The sequence below is a fragment of the Streptomyces nogalater genome, from assembly GCF_039532885.1.
Classification (GTDB): Bacteria; Actinomycetota; Actinomycetes; order Streptomycetales; family Streptomycetaceae; genus Streptomyces; species Streptomyces nogalater.
Genome location: NZ_BAAASM010000002.1, coordinates 12,452 through 29,300 on the forward strand (window position 1 = coordinate 12,452; position 16,849 = coordinate 29,300).

General features: G+C 70.9%; 15 protein-coding genes. 8 read left to right on the forward strand and 7 right to left on the reverse strand.

All coding sequences use genetic code 11. The features are described 5' to 3' along the window. Positions 1–90 precede the first annotated feature (90 nt). The 3 genes from ABD350_RS02005 to ABD350_RS02015 all read right to left on the reverse strand — a co-directional run bounded on the left by ABD350_RS02005 (position 91) and on the right by ABD350_RS02015 (position 2,741). Complete coding sequence (locus tag ABD350_RS02005; RefSeq protein ID WP_382466804.1) at positions 91–1,308, reverse strand: phenylacetate--CoA ligase family protein; 1,218 nt, start codon at positions 1,306–1,308, stop codon at positions 91–93. A 108-nt stretch (positions 1,309–1,416) separates the two neighbouring features. Continuing rightward, on the reverse strand, positions 1,417–1,572 hold the full coding sequence (locus tag ABD350_RS02010) for a hypothetical protein (protein WP_344345807.1): 156 nt from the start codon (positions 1,570–1,572) through the stop codon (positions 1,417–1,419). 245 nt (positions 1,573–1,817) lie between these two features. Then, a complete protein-coding gene (locus ABD350_RS02015; protein WP_344346396.1) occupies positions 1,818–2,741 on the reverse strand; it encodes a helix-turn-helix domain-containing protein in 924 nt (307 codons plus the stop codon). 155 nt (positions 2,742–2,896) lie between these two features. On the opposite strand from ABD350_RS02015, the gene tkt reads away from it, so the two are divergent. From tkt to ABD350_RS02050, 7 genes are all read left to right on the forward strand, one after another. Further along, complete coding sequence (gene tkt, locus ABD350_RS02020; protein WP_344345809.1) at positions 2,897–4,972, forward strand: transketolase; 2,076 nt, start codon at positions 2,897–2,899, stop codon at positions 4,970–4,972. 65 nt (positions 4,973–5,037) lie between these two features. Next, positions 5,038–6,183, forward strand: a complete 1,146-nt coding sequence (gene tal, locus ABD350_RS02025) for a transaldolase (RefSeq protein WP_344345811.1) — start codon at positions 5,038–5,040, stop codon at positions 6,181–6,183. Then, positions 6,180–7,766 (forward strand): glucose-6-phosphate dehydrogenase, encoded by a 1,587-nt coding sequence (gene zwf / locus ABD350_RS02030; protein WP_344345813.1) that lies wholly within the window; start codon positions 6,180–6,182, stop codon positions 7,764–7,766. Before tal ends, zwf begins: the two co-directional genes overlap by 4 nt. Continuing rightward, positions 7,763–8,689, forward strand: a complete 927-nt coding sequence (opcA, locus tag ABD350_RS02035; protein ID WP_344345815.1) for a glucose-6-phosphate dehydrogenase assembly protein OpcA — start codon at positions 7,763–7,765, stop codon at positions 8,687–8,689. The genes zwf and opcA overlap by 4 nt, the downstream gene beginning before the upstream one ends. Position 8,690: 1 nt before the next feature. Next, on the forward strand, positions 8,691–10,343 hold the full coding sequence (pgi, locus tag ABD350_RS02040) for a glucose-6-phosphate isomerase (protein ID WP_344345817.1): 1,653 nt from the start codon (positions 8,691–8,693) through the stop codon (positions 10,341–10,343). 2 nt (positions 10,344–10,345) lie between these two features. Continuing rightward, positions 10,346–11,224, forward strand: a complete 879-nt coding sequence (gnd, locus tag ABD350_RS02045; protein WP_344345819.1) for a phosphogluconate dehydrogenase (NAD(+)-dependent, decarboxylating) — start codon at positions 10,346–10,348, stop codon at positions 11,222–11,224. A gap of 6 nt (positions 11,225–11,230) precedes the next feature. Then, positions 11,231–11,818, forward strand: coding sequence for a histidine phosphatase family protein (locus ABD350_RS02050; protein ID WP_344345821.1), 588 nt, complete (start codon positions 11,231–11,233; stop codon positions 11,816–11,818). Between the two features lie 293 nt (positions 11,819–12,111). Here the strand turns inward: ABD350_RS02050 and ABD350_RS02055 are convergent, their stop codons facing one another. From ABD350_RS02055 to ABD350_RS02070, 4 genes are all read right to left on the reverse strand, one after another. Next, positions 12,112–13,113: a competence protein CoiA family protein gene (locus ABD350_RS02055; protein ID WP_344345823.1), complete on the reverse strand. Its 1,002-nt coding sequence runs from the start codon at positions 13,111–13,113 to the stop codon at positions 12,112–12,114. Positions 13,114–13,231: 118 nt separating this feature from the next. Next, positions 13,232–14,242: a recombinase family protein gene (locus tag ABD350_RS02060; protein WP_344345825.1), complete on the reverse strand. Its 1,011-nt coding sequence runs from the start codon at positions 14,240–14,242 to the stop codon at positions 13,232–13,234. 190 nt (positions 14,243–14,432) lie between these two features. Beyond that, positions 14,433–15,257 carry a 3'-5' exonuclease gene (locus tag ABD350_RS02065; protein ID WP_344345827.1) on the reverse strand — a complete coding sequence of 275 codons (825 nt, stop codon included), beginning with the start codon at positions 15,255–15,257 and terminating at the stop codon, positions 14,433–14,435. Between the two features lie 7 nt (positions 15,258–15,264). After that, complete coding sequence (locus tag ABD350_RS02070; protein WP_486388601.1) at positions 15,265–16,539, reverse strand: NsdA family TPR-like regulatory protein; 1,275 nt, start codon at positions 16,537–16,539, stop codon at positions 15,265–15,267. A 148-nt stretch (positions 16,540–16,687) separates the two neighbouring features. On the opposite strand from ABD350_RS02070, the gene ABD350_RS02075 reads away from it, so the two are divergent. Beyond that, a complete protein-coding gene (locus tag ABD350_RS02075; RefSeq protein WP_344345829.1) occupies positions 16,688–16,813 on the forward strand; it encodes a hypothetical protein in 126 nt (41 codons plus the stop codon). Positions 16,814–16,849 lie beyond the last annotated feature (36 nt).

Sequence of the window (16,849 nt, forward strand, 5' to 3'; positions counted from 1 at the left end):
ATCCTGTCGGGGTCGTGGCCGGGCCGGGCAAGTGCGCCCGGCCCGGGGAAGGATCGCCACGGGCCGGGAAAGGGGTCGCCGGGACCGTGGTCAGGACGGGTCGGGCGCGGTCAGCCAGGCGTACTTGCCGGAGCGCCCGATCGGTATGCGGGCACGGTGCTCCACCTGGCAGGAGCGCCCGGTCAGGACGGCGACGGAGGCGGCGAGCCGGGCGGTCTCGTCGGAGCCGAGCGGTACGCCGTCGAAGGTGGTGTACGCCAGCCGGCAGGTGTCGTCGCCGGTCAGGTGCAACTGGTGGAGGAAGACGCGGTCGCTGACACCGGTGATGCGGCTGTCGAGGTCGGCCTGGGCGACGGGGCCTTCGGGGGTGGGCAGGAGTTCCTTCTCCCGTCCGCAGAAGGAGACGATCCGCTCCGGGTCGGTGCTGCCGTCGTGGGTGCGGACGCAGTCGCCGGACCGGTAGCGGACCAGCGGCATGTACGGGTTGCGGACGCTGGTGACGATGAGGCTGTGGATGCCGCTGCCCGGTGCCACCGGGATCAGCTCGACGCTCATGTCCGTCAGATACGGCCGGTAGCGGCCTTCGGCGTCGCTGTAGAAGAGGTAGCCGAGTTCGGTGCTGCCGAAAAGGTCGACGACGGGGCAGTCGAAGTGCGACCGCAGGTAGGCGCGGACGTTCAGCGGTGTGTACTCGTAGGCGTGGACGATGCCCACCGGGCGGGGGAAGCCGTCCCACAGGCCCGAGGCGGAGACCTTGCCGATCAGATGGGCCAGGTGGTACCCGGAGCAGTCCAGGAGGTACGCGCCGTCGGGGTGGGCGCCGGCCACCTCCCTGATCTCGCCGAGCATGCGCTCGACGTCCTCGCGGTCCCAGTCGGCCGGGTCCAGGCGGCGGTTGAGGTACAGCGTGCGGTCGTCGAGCCAGCGTTCACCGGGGGTCGCGCCGGGCTTGCGGGCGTTGACGCGGGCCACGTGCTCGGTGGCCAGCACGGTGGTCAGCGAGACCCGCCGGGCCCCGGCATGCCAGGAGGCACCGAGTTCGGGGTGTTCCTGCCACAGGCGGTAGTAGGAGCGGAGCAGGAAGTAGGGCGGCCGGATGATCTGCATACGGGCGTGGTTGGTGCCCGTGGACAGCACGAATTCGGCCTCTCCCGTCTCCAGCGCGCGGGCCAGTCGCGGGGTCATCCAGTTGTCGGGGAAGCCCCGGGCGATCTCCGGCTTCTCCAGGATCGGGAAGTGACCCCGCTCGACGGAGGCGCGGTAGATCGGTATGTCGCGCACCTTGTCCAGCACGTCGGCACTCGGCATGCGGTTCACAGGGGGATCTCCGGGCGGTGTCGGCGGTGTGGCGGAGGGCTGCCGGCGCGGCGAGTCGCCGCGCCGGCAGCCCGGCGTGTCAGCGGAACGGCCCGGACGTCAGCGGGAGATACAACCGCTCTTCGCCGTGGCGCTGATGCAACCGTTCTTCGGCGCGGCGCTGATGCAGCCGTCCTTCGCCGCCTCGGCGGAGTTGACGGCGACCCAGCGCTGCCACACGGATTCCTCGGTCATGCGCTTGATGAGCTGGTCCATGGGAACCTCCGGAAGGTACGGGATTTAACGTTTCTGCACGAGCAGACGACCCAGGGCGTTGACGCTCGCCCATCGCCACCGAAGGTAAAGAGATGGTCAATCAGTAGTCAATGGAAAACAGGGCGGTTGGCTGGAAACACACCTTCGTGCGGGAAACACGCCTTCGCCCGGGAAACGCGCGCGCCGCCCGGAAACGCGGGCCACCGGGAAACGCCCGCGCCCGCACGGCGGTTGACACCCCGGCCCTACCGCAGTTCCGCCCGGAAGGCGACCGGGGTCTGACCGGTGTGCAGGTGGAAGAACTTGGAGAAGTTGGCCGCGTCGGGAAAGCCCACGGCCACCCCGACGCGGCCGATCGGCATGTCCGTGTGCGCGAGGAGGCGCTTGGCCTCCAGGACCACGCGTTTGTCGATGAAGCCCTTGGGGGTCTCGCCGGTGGCCGCGCGGACGGCGCGGACCAGGGTGCGGCGGGAGTAGCCGAGGGCGTCGGCGTAGGCGCTGACGCTGTGGTTGGTGGCGAAGCCCCGCTCGACGGCGTCCCGGAAGCGGATGAAGGTGCCGTCGGCGTGCTGCGGGGACGTTTCCGCGGAGCTGGCGGCGAGATGGGCCAGGCGCATCAGGCACGCGGTCAGGGTGTGCCGCAGGACGGCCGTGTGCAGGCTGAGCGGGAGGGTGGCGGTGTCCTCGTACTCGCGGCGGAGCTGGTCGAGGGCGGCCCGGAGCGCGGCGAGCTGCGCCGGACCGGGGTGCAGCAGCGGCGGCAGGTCGTAGCGGTACAGGCCCGTGGCCTCGACGGTGGAGCGGGGCAGAAAGCCGGGCTGCATGGTCAGGACGGTTCCGCGGTACTCGCACTCCCGGGAGAAGCGGTGGACCTGTCCGGGGCGGATCCACAGCAGGTCGCCGGCGCCGGCCTCGTACTCGGCGAAGTCGATCATGTGCCGTACGGGGCCGTCGGTGAAGAGCATGACCACGTGGAAGTCGATGCGGTGGACACGGTGCAGGGGGGCCTCGGCGTGCCAGGTGCGGTCGGTGCCCATGGGGCCGATCTGCATGCCGACACCGCCGACGGCCAGCTCGGCCGGGAAGGGGAAGGTTCTGATCCCGTCGCCGTCACCAGCCGCGCCACCGGTGTCCTCGCCCCCGGTTCCGCCGCCACCCTGCCCCATCATGCCCGCCATGCCCTTTTCTTACCGTTTCCGTCGTTCGATCACTGTCCCAGATTCACCACAGGCTGACACACCCCGACCTTTCCTCGAAAAAGTCAGACTTTTAAGTTTGAACACGTCAGGCCAGCCATCCCCCACTCAACGAGGACTTCTTGAAGATGACGACGCAGACCTCCGACGACTTCGAGTGGACCGACCTCGACCGGCGTGCCGTGGATACCGCCCGGCTGTTGGCGGCCGACGCGGTGCAGAAGGTGGGCAACGGACACCCCGGCACGGCGATGAGCCTGGCCCCTGCCGCGTACACGATCTTTCAGAAGGTGATGCGACACGACCCGGCGGACCCCGAGTGGACCGGCCGTGACCGCTTCGTCCTCTCCCCCGGCCACACCTCGCTGACCCTCTACACCCAGCTCTTCCTCGCCGGCTACGAGCTGGAGCTGGACGACCTGAAGGCGTTCCGCACCCACGGCTCGAAGACGCCGGGCCACCCCGAGTACGGGCACACCGCCGGTGTGGAGACCACCACCGGCCCGCTCGGCCAGGGCGTGGCCAACGCGGTCGGCATGGCGATGGCGGCCCGCTACGAGCGCGGCCTGTTCGACCCGGACGCCCCGGCCGGCACCTCCCCCTTCGACCACACCGTCTGGGCGATCGTCTCCGACGGCGACCTCCAGGAGGGCGTCTCCGCCGAGGCGTCCTCGCTGGCCGGCCACCAGAAGCTCGGCAACCTGGTCTTCCTCTACGACGACAACCACATCTGCATCGAGGGCGACACCGCCACCGCCTTCTCCGAGGACGTGCTGAAGCGGTACGAGGCCTACGGCTGGCACACCCAGCGCATCGAGCCCACCGCCGAGGGCGACATCGACGCCCCCGCCCTGTACGCCGCGCTGAAGGCCGCGCAGGCCGAGACCGACCGGCCCTCCATCATCGCGATGCGCACGATCATCGCCTGGCCCGCCCCGAACGCCCGGAACACCGAGGCCTCCCACGGCTCCGCGCTCGGCGAGGAGGAGGTCGCCGCCACCAAGCGCCTGCTCGGCTTCGACCCGGAGCGGACCTTCGAGGTGCCCGAGGAGGTCCTGGAGCACACCCGCCGGGCCCTGGACCGCGGTGCCGAGGCGCACGCGGCCTGGGACAAGCGGATCGCCGAGTGGCGCGCCGCCCGGCCGGAGCGGGCCGAGCTGTTCGACCGGGTGAGCAAGGGGGAGCTGCCCGCGGGCTGGGAGGACGCCCTGCCCGTCTTCGAGGAGGGCAAGTCGGTCGCCACCCGCGCCGCCTCCGGCAAGGTGCTCCAGGCCCTCGGCCCCGTCGTCCCCGAGCTGTGGGGCGGCTCCGCCGACCTGGCCGGCTCGAACAACACCACCATCGACAAGACCAGCTCCTTCCTGCCCGAGGGCAACCCGCTGCCCGAGGCCGACCCGTACGGCCGTACCGTGCACTTCGGCATCCGCGAGTTCTCCATGGCCGCGGAGATGAACGGCATCGCCCTGCACGGCAACACCCGGATCTACGGCGGCACGTTCCTCGTCTTCTCCGACTACATGCGCAACGCCGTGCGGATGTCGGCGCTGATGCAGCTGCCGGTGACCTACGTGTGGACGCACGACTCCATCGGCCTCGGCGAGGACGGCCCCACCCACCAGCCGGTCGAGCACCTGGCCTCGCTGCGCGCCATCCCGGGCCTGAACATCGTCCGCCCGGCCGACGCCAACGAGACCGCGATCGCCTGGGCCGAGATCCTGAAGAGGCACGCCACGCACCCGGCCCCGCACGGGCTCGCGCTGACCCGCCAGGGCGTGCCGGTGTACGCGCCGAACGAGGACGCGGCCAAGGGCGGCTACGTACTGCGCGAGTCCTCGACGGAGGTCCCGGAGGTGATCATCATCGCTACGGGCTCCGAGGTGCACCTGGCCGTGGCCGCGCGGGAGCTGCTGGAGGCCGCGGGGACCGGCACCCGGGTGGTGTCGATGCCGTCCGTGGAGTGGTTCGAGGAGCAGCCGCGCGAGTACCGCGAGCGGGTGCTGCCGCCGGCCGTGAAGGCCCGCGTCGCCGTCGAGGCCGGGATCGGCCTGACCTGGTACCGCTACGTCGGCGACGCCGGACGCATCGTGTCGCTGGAGCACTTCGGTGCCTCCGCGGACGCCAAGACCCTGTTCGCCGAGTACGGCTTCACCCCCGAGAACGTCGCCGCGAAGGCCCGCGAGTCGCTCGCCGCCGCGCGCGCCTGACACCGACCGCACGCACCACCGAGACCGGCGCACACCGCGCCCGATACCGACGCAGAAGTAGAAAGATGAGCACAGTGACCGAAGCAATCGCGACCCCGGGAGCCCTCAAGCGCCTCGCCGACGAGGGCGTGTCCATCTGGCTGGACGACCTGTCGCGCAAGCGGATCACCTCGGGCAGCCTCGCCGAGCTGGTGGCGAGCGGAAGCGCCGTCGGTGTCACCACGAACCCGTCCATCTTCCAGGCCGCCATCGGCTCCGGGGAGGGCTACGAGGAGCAGCTCGCCGACCTCGCCGTCCGCGGGGTCACCGTGGACGAGGCCGTGCGGATGATGACCACCGCCGACGTGCGCGACGCCGCCGACATCCTGCGGGACGTGTACGACACCACCGGTGGCCGGGACGGCCGGGTCTCCATCGAGGTCGACCCGCGTCTGGCCCACAACACCAAGGCGACCGTCGCCGAGGCCAAGCAGCTGGCCTGGCTGGTCGACCGGCCCAACGTGATGATCAAGATCCCGGCGACCAAGGCCGGTCTGCCCGCGATCACCGAGGTGATCGGCCTCGGCATCAGCGTCAACGTGACCCTGATCTTCTCCCTGGAGCGCTACCGCGAGGTCATGGCCGCCTACCTGGCCGGCCTGGAGAAGGCCCGCGAGCGCGGCATCGACCTGTCCGGCATCCACTCGGTGGCGTCCTTCTTCGTCTCCCGCGTGGACAGCGAGATCGACAAGCGGCTCACCGCCTTCGGCACCGACAAGGCCCTGGCCCTCAAGGGCCGCGCGGCCCTCGCCAACGCCCGGCTGGCCTACGAGGCGTACGAGGAGGTCTTCGCCTCCGACCGCTGGCAGGCCCTCCAGGACGCGGGCGCCCACAAGCAGCGCCCGCTGTGGGCCTCCACCGGTGTGAAGGACCCGGCGTACAAGGACACGCTGTACGTGGACGAGCTGGTCGCGCCCGGCACGGTCAACACCATGCCCGAGGCCACCCTGAACGCCGTAGCCGACCACGGCGAGATCACCGGCGACACGGTGACCGGCGGCTACGAGCGGGCCCGCGCCGACCTGGCCGCCGTGGAGCGGCTCGGCATCTCCTACGACGAGGTCGTCCAGCAGCTGGAGGACGAGGGCGTCGCCAAGTTCGAGGCGGCCTGGCAGGAGCTGCTGGACGCCGTCGCCACGTCCCTGAAGAGCAAGGGAGCTGACGCCCGATGACCGACAACGCCCCCGCCGCCCAGGCATCCGACGAGGTGCGCGTGCCGGTGATCCCGGCCGCCGACTGGGCGAACCCGCTGCGGGACGCCCGCGACCGCCGGCTCCCCCGCATCGCCGGGCCGTCGGGCCTGGTCATCTTCGGCGTGACCGGCGACCTGTCCCGCAAGAAGCTGATGCCGGCCGTCTACGACCTGGCCAACCGCGGACTGCTGCCGCCGGGCTTCTCCCTCGTCGGGTTCGCCCGCCGCGAGTGGGAGGACCAGGACTTCGCGCAGGTCGTCCACGACGCCGTACGCGAGCACGCCCGCACCCCCTTCCGCGAGGAGGTGTGGCAGCAGCTCGCCGAGGGCATGCGGTTCATCCCCGGCGACTTCGACGACGACACCGCCTTCAAGCAGCTGAAGGACGCCGTCGAGGAACTGGACGCCTCCCGGGGCACCGGCGGCAACTTCGCCTTCTACCTCTCCGTGCCGCCGAAGTTCTTCCCGAAGGTCGTGCAGCAGCTGAAGAAGCACGGCCTGGCGAACCCGCCCGAGGGTTCCTGGCGGCGCGCGGTCATCGAGAAGCCGTTCGGGCACGATCTGGCGAGTGCCTGCGAGCTGAACGCGATCGTGCACGAGGTGTTCGAACCGGACCAGGTGTTCCGGATCGACCACTACCTCGGCAAGGAGACCGTCCAGAACATCCTGGCGCTGCGCTTCGCCAACCAGATGTACGAGCCGATCTGGAACCGCTCCTACGTCGACCACGTGCAGATCACCATGGCCGAGGACATCGGCATCGGCGGCCGGGCCGGCTACTACGACGGCATCGGCGCCGCCCGCGACGTCATCCAGAACCACCTGCTCCAGCTGATGGCGCTCACCGCCATGGAGGAGCCGATCGCGTTCGACGCCGAGGCGCTGCTCACCGAGAAGCTGAAGGTGCTGAAGTCGGTGCGGCTGCCGGAGGACCTGGGCCGGCACACCGTGCGCGGCCAGTACGCGGCGGGCTGGCAGGGCGGCGAGAAGGTCGTCGGCTATCTGGAGGAGGACGGCATCGACCCCAAGTCGAAGACCGACACCTTCGCCGCGATCAAGCTGGGCATCGACAACCGCCGCTGGGCGGGCGTCCCCTTCTACCTGCGCACCGGCAAGCGGCTGGGCCGCCGGGTCACCGAGATCGCGGTGGTCTTCAAGCGGGCCCCGCACTCCCCGTTCGACTCCACCGCCACCGAGGAGCTGGGCCAGAACGCCATCGTCATCCGGGTCCAGCCCGACGAGGGCATGACCGTCCGGTTCGGGTCGAAGGTGCCCGGCACCTCGATGGAGATCCGGGACGTGTCGATGGACTTCGCCTACGGCGAGTCGTTCACCGAGTCGAGCCCGGAGGCGTACGAGCGGCTCATCCTGGACGTGCTGCTCGGCGACGCCAACCTCTTCCCCCGCCACCAGGAGGTGGAGGAGTCCTGGAAGATCCTCGACCCGATCGAGGAGTACTGGGCGGCGCGCGGCAGGCCCGCGCAGTACGCGTCGGGCAGCTGGGGACCGAGGGAAGCCGACGAGATGCTCGCACGAGACGGACGGAGCTGGCGCAGGCCATGAAGATCGACCTGACCGACACCACGGCAAGCAAGATCAACAAGGCGTTGGTGCAGGGCCGCCGCGCCATCGGCACGCCCGCCGTGGGCATGGTCCTGACGATGGTCATCGTCACGGACGAGGAGAACGCCTACGACTCGATCAAGGCCGCCGAGGACGCCTCGCGCGAACACCCCTCGCGGACCCTGGTCGTCATCAAGCGGCACGCCCGCACCCTGCGCGACCGCACCCACTCCCGGCTGGACGCCGAGGTACGGGTCGGCTCCGAGGCCGGCACCGGCGAGACGGTGGTCCTGCGCACCTACGGCGAGGTGTCCGACCACGCCGACTCGGTGGTGCTGCCGCTGCTGCTGCCGGACGCCCCGGTCGTCGTGTGGTGGCCGGTGGACGCCCCCGAGGCCCCGGCCAAGGACCCGCTGGGCGCGCTCGCCCAGCGCCGGATCACCGACCTGTACGCCGTCGACCGGCCGCTGGAGGTCCTCGACACCCGCGCCCGCTGCTACGCGCCCGGCGACACCGACCTGGCCTGGACCCGGCTGACCCTGTGGCGGTCGATGCTGGCCGCCGCCCTGGACCAGGCCCGGGTGCCGGTGACGTCGGCGGCCGTGGAGGCGGAGGCCGAGAACCCCAGCGCCGAGCTGCTCGCGCGCTGGCTCCAGGCCCGCCTGAAGGTGACCGTGGACCGGGTCCACAGCGCCGGCCCGTTCGTGACGACCGTCCGTCTGGGCACCGCGAACGGCGACATCGTCGTGGACCGGCCCGAGGGCCCGCTGGCCACGCTGACCCTGCCCGGCCAGCCGCCGCGCACCCTCGCCCTGAAGGTCCGCGCCACCTCCGAACTCATCGCCGAGGAGCTGCGCCGCCTCGACGCCGACGAGATGTACGCCATCGCCCTCCAGGGCGAGGCCCCCAAGGAGAACGCCTGAGATGGCAGAGTTCCCGAAGCTCACCCACCGCCCCGAGTGGACGGCCCTCGCCGACCACCGCGCCCAGGGCCGTCCGCACCTGCGCGAGCTGTTCGCGGCGGACCCCGGCCGCGCCGAGCGGTACGTCGTACGGGTCGGTGACCTGTACATCGACTACAGCAAGCAGCTGATCACCGACGAGACCCTGGCCCTGCTCCAGGAACTCGCCACCGCCACCGGCGTGTTCGCGCTGCGGGACGCCATGTTCCGCGGCGAGAAGATCAACGTCACGGAGAACCGGGCGGTGCTGCACACCGCGCTGCGCGCCCCGCGGGACGCCGTGATCGAGGTCGACGGCGAGAACGTGGTGCCCAAGGTGCACGCGGTGCTGGACAGGATGGCCGGCTTCGCCGAGCGGGTCCGCTCCGGCGAGTGGACCGGACACACCGGCCGGCCGATCCGCGCCATCGTCAACATCGGCATCGGCGGCTCCGACCTCGGGCCGGCGATGGCCTACGAGGCGCTGCGCCCCTACACCGCGCGCGACCTGACCTTCCGGTTCGTGTCGAACGTGGACGGCGCCGACCTGCACGAGGCGATCCGCGACCTGGACCCGGCTGAGACGCTGTTCATCGTGGCGTCCAAGACGTTCACGACGATCGAGACGATCACGAACGCCACCTCGGCGCGTTCCTGGCTGCTCAGGGCCTTCGACGGCGACGAGAAGGCCGTGGCGAAGCACTTCGTGGCGCTGTCCACGAACGCCGGGAAGGTCGCCGAGTTCGGCATCGACACGGACAACATGTTCGAGTTCTGGGACTGGGTCGGCGGCCGGTACTCGTACGACTCCGCGATCGGGCTGTCCCTGATGATCGCGATCGGGCCGGACCGGTTCCGGGAGATGCTCGACGGCTTCCATCTGATGGACGAGCACTTCCGCACCGCGCCCGCCGAGGCCAACGCGCCCCTGCTGCTGGGCCTGCTGGGCATCTGGTACGGCAACTTCCACGACGCCCAGTCGCACGCCGTGCTGCCGTACTCGCACTACCTGTCCAAGTTCACCGCCTACCTCCAGCAGCTGGACATGGAGTCCAACGGCAAGTACGTCGCCCGCGACGGCCACCCCGTGGACTGGCAGACCGGACCGGTGGTCTGGGGCACGCCCGGCACCAACGGGCAGCACGCCTACTACCAGTTGATCCACCAGGGCACCAAGCTGATCCCGGCGGACTTCATCGGCTTCGCCGAGCCGGTCGCCGAGCTGAGCGGTGAACTCAAGGCCCAGCACGACCTGTTGATGGCCAACTTCTTCGCCCAGACCCAGGCGCTCGCCTTCGGCAAGACCGCCGAGGAGGTCCGCGCGGAAGGCGTCGCCGAGGAGCAGGTGGCGCACCGCACCTTCCGCGGCGACCACCCGACCACCACCATCCTGGCCACCGAGCTGACCCCGTCCGTGCTCGGCCAGCTCATCGCCCTCTACGAGCACAAGGTGTTCGTGCAGGGCGCGGTGTGGAACATCGACTCCTTCGACCAGTGGGGCGTGGAGCTGGGCAAGGTCCTCGCCAAGCGCGTCGAACCCGCGCTCACCGAGGGCGCCGACGTCCCCGGTCTCGACCCGTCCAGCACCGCTCTCGTCGCCGCCTACCGCACTCTCAAGAACGCATCGGAGAACTGATCATGCAGCTCGGTCTCATCGGTCTCGGCAAGATGGGCGGCAACATGCGCGAGCGGATCCGCCGCGCCGGCCACACCGTCATCGGCTACGACCGCAATCCGGAGGTCTCCGACGTCAAGAGCCTCGCCGAACTGGTCGAGAAGCTCGACGCGCCCCGCCATGTGTGGGTGATGGTCCCGGCCGGCACCGCCACCCAGACCGTCATCGACGAACTCGGCGACCTGCTCTCCCCCGGTGACACCGTCATCGACGGCGGCAACTCCCGCTGGACGGACGACGAGAAGCACGCCGCCGCGCTCGGCATCAAGGGCATCGGCTTCGTCGACGCCGGCGTCTCCGGCGGGGTGTGGGGCCTGAAGAACGGCTACGCGCTCATGGTCGGCGGCGAGAAGGAGCACGTGGACCGGCTGCGGCCGATCTTCGACGCGCTCAAGCCGGAGGGTCCGTACGGCTATGTGCACGCGGGCCGGGTCGGCGCCGGCCACTTCTCCAAGATGGTCCACAACGGCATCGAGTACGCCATGATGCAGGCCTACGCCGAGGGCTGGGAGCTGCTGGAGAAGGTGCATTCCGTGGACAACGTCCGCGAGGTGTTCCGCTCCTGGCAGGAGGGCACGGTGATCCGGTCCTGGCTGCTGGACCTCGCGGTCAACGCCCTCGACGAGGACGAGCACCTTGAGGACCTGCGCGGTTACGCGGAGGACTCCGGCGAGGGCCGCTGGACGGTGGAGGCGGCCATCGACAACGCCGTGCCGCTGCCCGCGATCACCGCGTCCCTCTTCGCACGGTTCGCCTCGCGCCAGGACGACTCCCCGCAGATGAAGATGATCGCCGCGCTGCGCAACCAGTTCGGTGGCCACGCGGTCGAGAAGAAGGGCTGACCCGCCGTGGGGGACCTGCTGCTGGTCCGCCACGGTGAGACGGAGTGGAGCAGGTCGGGACAGCACACCAGCTGGACCGACCTGCCGCTGACCGGACAGGGCGAGGAACAGGCCAAGTCCCTCGCCCCGCTCCTCACCGGCCGGACCTTCGCCCGCGCGCTGTCCAGCCCGCTGGGCCGTGCGCTGCGCACCGCCGAACTGGCCGGCCTCGTCGGCATCGAGACCGATCCCGACCTGCACGAGTGGGACTACGGCGGCTACGAGGGCGTCACCACCGTCGAGATCCACCGCACCCGCCCCGCCTGGGACCTGTGGACCGACGGTGTCCCGCCCGGCCCCGAGGGGCACCCCGGGGAGTCCCCGGCCGGCATCGGCGCCCGCGCCGACCGGGTCCTGGCCCGCGTGGAGCCGGCGCTGGCCGAGGGGGACGTGGTCCTCGTCGCCCACGCCCACTTCCTGCGCGTCCTCACCGCCCGCCGGCTGGGCCTGCCGCCCGCCGAGGGCCGCCTGTTCCAGCTGGCCACGGCCACGGTCAGCCGCCTGTCCACGGAACACGGCCGCCCGGTGATCGCGGAGTGGAACGTCCGGCCGTAGCGGGGGTATCGCCGAGGTAAGCCCAAAAGGGGCCACGGGATGATCTTGCTCCGTGAGTGATCAGCAGAATTCTGGTGTGCGCGGCGGTGGCTGGCTGGCCCGTTTCCTTGAGCGTCGGCGGGACGCTCGTCGTAGACGGGGGCCGCGGCGGTTGTCGTGGGATGAGGCAGCGGAACGGGCGGCTGACGATCTGTGCGGCGGGAGCTGGCGGGAGCGGCCACGCCGAAGGTCTCCGGAGGAGGCTGCCGAACGCGCCGCCGATTACCTGGAAGGCCGGTAGGAGCGATCGCTGTTCAGCACAGGACGTGCCGCCCGTAGCGCACAAGGGGCTCGGCGAGCGGGCGGTTGCAGACCTCGCAGAACGGACCCCCGTCCGCGGGCCTGGGCACTGGCCGCACGGGCGGCAGCGGGGTGGGCTTCCAGGGCCGGGCTGGTCGGGTGGCGGCTTCGTGGCGCCACCGCTCGGCCTGTTCCTGCTGGCGTCGGGCCTGGTCGGCCTCCCACCGTACGCGGGCGGCCTGTTCGGCCAGACGCTCGGTCATCGCGGGCGGGAACGTCACGCCGTCGGCGTCCAGGCCGAGGTCGGCGAGCGGGAAGCGTTCGCGAACAACCGGGTCGCCGGCGCACGGCGGGTGGTGCGGCGCGAAGAGGCACAGGTCCTTCGTCCACCACTGCGGGCCGCGCTCGTGGGGCTCCCCAAGCCGAGCCTCGGCTGTCTCATCGCGGTGATAGAGCGTCCAGGCCGGAGTGCCCTCGGCGAACAGGACGTGCGGGATACGGGTGTCCGGGCGCATGAACCACACGTCCCGCACGCCGGCGGCGGCGTAGTCGCGATGCCGGGCTTGCCACAGCTCGTCGGTGATCAGCTCGCGCTGGGCTTCCAGCGCCAGCCGGGCGCCGTCGTCGAGGACGACGTGAACGTCCGCGCGCCGGTTACGCTGCTCGGTCCACTGCTCCATCCGCACCTGAGCGACGTTGGGCTGGGCAGCCGCCCAGCGGGCGAGCCGGTTCTTGGCGTTGATGTGCCAGACGGTCTCGCGGTGGTGCCCGCGGGGTGGGGCCATGCCGGCTGGGTGGGCGAAGTGCGGCCGGACCAGACCGCCGATCCGGCCGCGGGCCAGCAGCGGCACCTTCGTGCCCGCCGGGGCATCGATGCCGTGCCAGCAGTAGAAGCACACCACCGTCTCTCGCCGCCCGTAGCCGAGCGTCCGCCACTGCTCCAGTGGGCGGTCGCCGATGTGGACCTCGCGCTGCGTCTCCAGGTCGAACCCCACCACCAGCAGATCGTCCAGCACCGGACACTCATCTCAACCCGCCCGAATCGCGTACACGCAGAGCATTGCAACGGGCACTGACAGTCCCTCCCCTCAAGTCCGCACGGCAGAACCGCATTCGGGCAGATGCTCGGGTCGCTCAGCGTGCCGCCGCGGCCTCGACCCCGGTGCGTGGCTCGGGAACCGCGCCGCCGGCCTGGAGGGCGGCGAAGTCGGCGTGGGCCTGTTCGACGGCTTCGGGGTACGCCTCGCGTTTGGCGTGTTCGGCGAGCGCCCGGTAGATGCTGGCGACGGACGGGCTGTGGCCCTTGCGCTTGCCGGTGGGGATGATCAGGTCGGGCTGGATTTGCTCGACGGACTCACCGAGTGCCCGGCGCCGCAGCACGGTGTGGAGCATGTCGTCGGTGATGACCGGCGGCCGGCCGCCGTGCTTGCCCTTGCGGGCCGCGGTGTCGAGCCCTTCGAGGGTGGACTCGCGGATGTTCTCCCGCTCGGTCTCCGCCATCGCGGCGAAGAACGCGAACAGCAGCTTCCCCGGGCCGGTGGGGTCGTAGATGCCGGGCAGGGGCCCGGCGAGCATCTCCAGGATGAGGCCGTGGGCGGTGAGGTGGTCGGCGAGCGCGGTGAGCTCGGCGGCGTCGCGGCCGAGGCGCTTCATCTCGTACACAGTGAAGATGACCCGGCAGTGCGGGGCGTGCGCCTTGACCTCCCGCGCGGTCCGCAGCGCCTCCTCGAACTTGGGCCGTACGCGGATGCGGGTGCTGATCTTCTCGCTGAAGATCTTGTCCCTCGGGATGCCGTGCTTGCTGAGCGCGTCGAGCTGGGAGTCGAGTTCCTGCCCGAGGGGCGAGCACCGCGCGTACCCGATGCGGATGTCCGCGCTCGGCAGGTCCGGGTCGATCGGAGCTGGCGGCGGGGTGCCCGGCCGCCACGGCCGGCCCGGGCCGCGGTCGGCCGGGGTCGGCACCCGCAGCGCCTTCTTCAGCCGGGGCACCAGGGTGAAGCGGCGGGTGTGGTAAGCGGAGGCGACCGCGCCGCCGCGCGAGCGGCACGGCGAGCCGGGCTGCGCGTCACACTTCGGACAGGCGTGCTGTTCGACGTCGTTGGCGTCCGACCGGTCGGTTGGCGAGGTCTGCTGAGGGTCCGTCATGGGCCCGGATTTTCGCACAATGCAAGTCTCATAAGGAGGTCTGACCCGCTTTCGAGTGAGAACGGGTTCTGAGAACGAATCCGGGTTCGGCGACACCCCGGCGGCCCGTTCTCGATCTTGCTCGCGCAAAGGACCGTTTGTGAGAGTAGCCGCGCGTACGGCTCTGGCCATCGCTTGCGGTCGGGAAAGATCACCATGGCGCGGTCGACGGTGTCGCGGCCATCTGTTCGAGCTTCGCAATGAGGAGCCGCGCGTCGGCGACCGCGTCGTGGGGGCCGCCGAGCGCCTGGTTGCGGTAGGCGCCGCGCTTGACCGACCAGAGTCCCCGCCACACCGCGTACGGCACCATCGCGTCCTCCCACCGGACCCAGCCAAGCCACTCGTCCGCCTTCGCGGCGTCGCCGTGGTGGTGGCGGTGGAGTTCGCGCTCGAAGACGCCGCGGTCGAAGTCCATCTTGTAGGCGACCGCGATCCGGCCGTGGAGGACGTCGGTAAGGCGGGGCAGCAGTTCGCCGAAAACGGGGGTCTGGGCGAGGCGGTCCGGGGTGATGCCGTGCACGGCAACGGCGGCCGGCTCCAGGACGGCGTTCGGCTGGACGTACTCGTTGAAGACCACGGTGCCGCGGCGGTCGACGGCGGCGATCTGCACCGCGTACGCGTTCTCCAGCCCGGTGGTCTCCACATCGACGGCCAGCAGCGAGTCGTCGGCGAGGAGGCGGCGGGCCCAGGCGGCGACCTGCTCGCGCTCGCGGGTCCATGACGGCGGGCGCCGCAGGACCCGGATCGCGTCGTCCAGGTCGCGGTGGGCCTCGCGGGTTCCCTGGACCCGCCACAGCGGCCTGCCGCCGTCCGACTCGGCCGTCACGGTGCCCCGGTAGACCGTGGCCTCGTACAGCGACCAGGTCGGGCGGTCGGTGTCGGCTGGCCGTACGAACTGCACCGGCTGCTCGTCGATGTCGCGGACGAACAGGTCTTCCCAGCGGGCGGGGTCCTCGGTCTGTTCGGCAGTGGTCACGGGCGCCTCACGCTCGGGCGGCGATGCGCTCGCCGAGCTCGGCGGCGGCCGGGCTGTCGGGGATCGAGGGCAGGCGGGCGGCGATGTTGGTCAGGCCGTCGTTGATGCGGACGGACTGCACGCCGTCGGCGCAGTCGAGGAACTCGCTCCAGGTGGCCAGGGCGGTTTCGGTGTTGCCGCGTTTGAGCTGGACGTGGCCGAGGTCGGCGAGCACGATCGCGCGGGTGCGCTTGCGGTCGAGGCCGTGGATGTCGAGGGCGAGGTGGAGGTGTTCCTCGGCGGCGGCGAGGTCGCCGAGCTTGGCGTGGATCATGCCGGACTCGTGGGCCCACCGGCCGAGACTGTAGTGGCTCGCCCACGACTGGCCGGGCAGGGCGGGGGCGTGCTCGATGGCGGCCTGGGCGGAGGTGAGGAGCTTGGCGGCGGTGGTGTGGTCGCCGTCTGCGGCTGCCGCGCGGGCGTAGGTGTTGCGGTAGTACGCGAGCGCCTTGGGGTTGGTCAGCTTCCGGCCGCGCTGTTCGCACGCTTCGGCGAGCCGTACGGCGGTGGGGATGTGCCCGAGGTCGATGGCCTGGTCCGCCAGCCCGCGCAGGGCGGTCGCGGCGAGTTCGTTCTCGCCGGCCTCGGCGGCGAGCCGGTAGCTGTGCAGGTGGTACTTCTGGCTCAGGCCCTGGTTGCCTTCGTCGCGGGCCATCCAGCCGATCAGGTGCACCAGCTCGCTGGTCGCGGCGAACAGTTCCCGGCCGGTCTTGTCGGTGTACCGGCCGTCCAGCCACCTCTTCACGTCCACGGTCAGGTATCGCACCGCAAGGTGGCGGGCATGACCGCCGCCGAGCTCGGAGGCCGCATCCCCGAGGGTGGTGGTCATCGTGCGGACCGCGGCGACCTCGCCCATGCCGACGGAGACGGGGCCGGGCCTGTTCGCGCGGCGGGTGACCGCCTCGGCGTCGGGGAGGTCGAGCGCGGCCAGGCCGACAGCGGCGGATGCCGCGAGGAACTGCCGTCGGTCCACGTCGGTGCCTCCCAGGAGCATGACCGAGGTCACGGTATCGGCGAACTGGCCCCCATTGTCCTCGGACAGATCGATGTTGAGGACCTGTTCGATGAACGGCAGCCACACCCGGGGAACCCGTAACCCCTTCTCCCACCGGTAGACCTGCTGCCGGTCGAGAAACCCCGTCTTCCCCCAACGCGCCGCCGACAGCTCGTCCGCGAGCTTCTCCTGGCTGCATCTGGGGCGCCGTGCTTCGCGTGCGGCGCGGATGCGTTCCCCGATGGTCATGTCCGGCCCGATCGTCGGTCCTGGTTCATAACTGGCCTACAGCTGGCAGACATTCTGGCAGCTCCCCACGGCCTGCGTCTGCGCGTTGACTGATGGTCACCAGCTCGGCGACACAGACAGCCGGGCAACGAGCGGAAGGAAGTCCGCCATGGGCGAGAACACCACCCCGGTCTACCAGGCCCCCGTCGTCCTCGACGCCGGCGCCGTCGTCGTGGTGACGCTGGGCACCAACAACTTCGACACCGCCGACGACACCCAGTACAAGAACGCCTGACCCGCGAACGGCCGGGGCCCGGTGGGGAATCGAGTG

Excerpts from the sequence above, each read along its gene's own strand:
- ABD350_RS02005 (WP_382466804.1), bottom strand. The coding sequence starts at position 1,308 with ATGCCGAGTGCCGACGTGCTGGACAAGGTGCGCGACATACCGATCTAC.
- ABD350_RS02010 (WP_344345807.1), bottom strand. The coding sequence starts at position 1,572 with ATGGACCAGCTCATCAAGCGCATGACCGAGGAATCCGTGTGGCAGCGC.
- ABD350_RS02015 (WP_344346396.1), bottom strand. The coding sequence starts at position 2,741 with ATGATGGGGCAGGGTGGCGGCGGAACCGGGGGCGAGGACACCGGTGGC.
- tkt (WP_344345809.1), top strand. The coding sequence starts at position 2,897 with ATGACGACGCAGACCTCCGACGACTTCGAGTGGACCGACCTCGACCGG.
- tal (WP_344345811.1), top strand. The coding sequence starts at position 5,038 with ATGAGCACAGTGACCGAAGCAATCGCGACCCCGGGAGCCCTCAAGCGC.
- zwf (WP_344345813.1), top strand. The coding sequence starts at position 6,180 with ATGACCGACAACGCCCCCGCCGCCCAGGCATCCGACGAGGTGCGCGTG.
- opcA (WP_344345815.1), top strand. The coding sequence starts at position 7,763 with ATGAAGATCGACCTGACCGACACCACGGCAAGCAAGATCAACAAGGCG.
- pgi (WP_344345817.1), top strand. The coding sequence starts at position 8,691 with ATGGCAGAGTTCCCGAAGCTCACCCACCGCCCCGAGTGGACGGCCCTC.
- gnd (WP_344345819.1), top strand. The coding sequence starts at position 10,346 with ATGCAGCTCGGTCTCATCGGTCTCGGCAAGATGGGCGGCAACATGCGC.
- ABD350_RS02060 (WP_344345825.1), bottom strand. The coding sequence starts at position 14,242 with ATGACGGACCCTCAGCAGACCTCGCCAACCGACCGGTCGGACGCCAAC.
- ABD350_RS02070 (WP_486388601.1), bottom strand. The coding sequence starts at position 16,539 with ATGACCATCGGGGAACGCATCCGCGCCGCACGCGAAGCACGGCGCCCC.
- ABD350_RS02075 (WP_344345829.1), top strand. The coding sequence starts at position 16,688 with ATGGGCGAGAACACCACCCCGGTCTACCAGGCCCCCGTCGTCCTCGAC.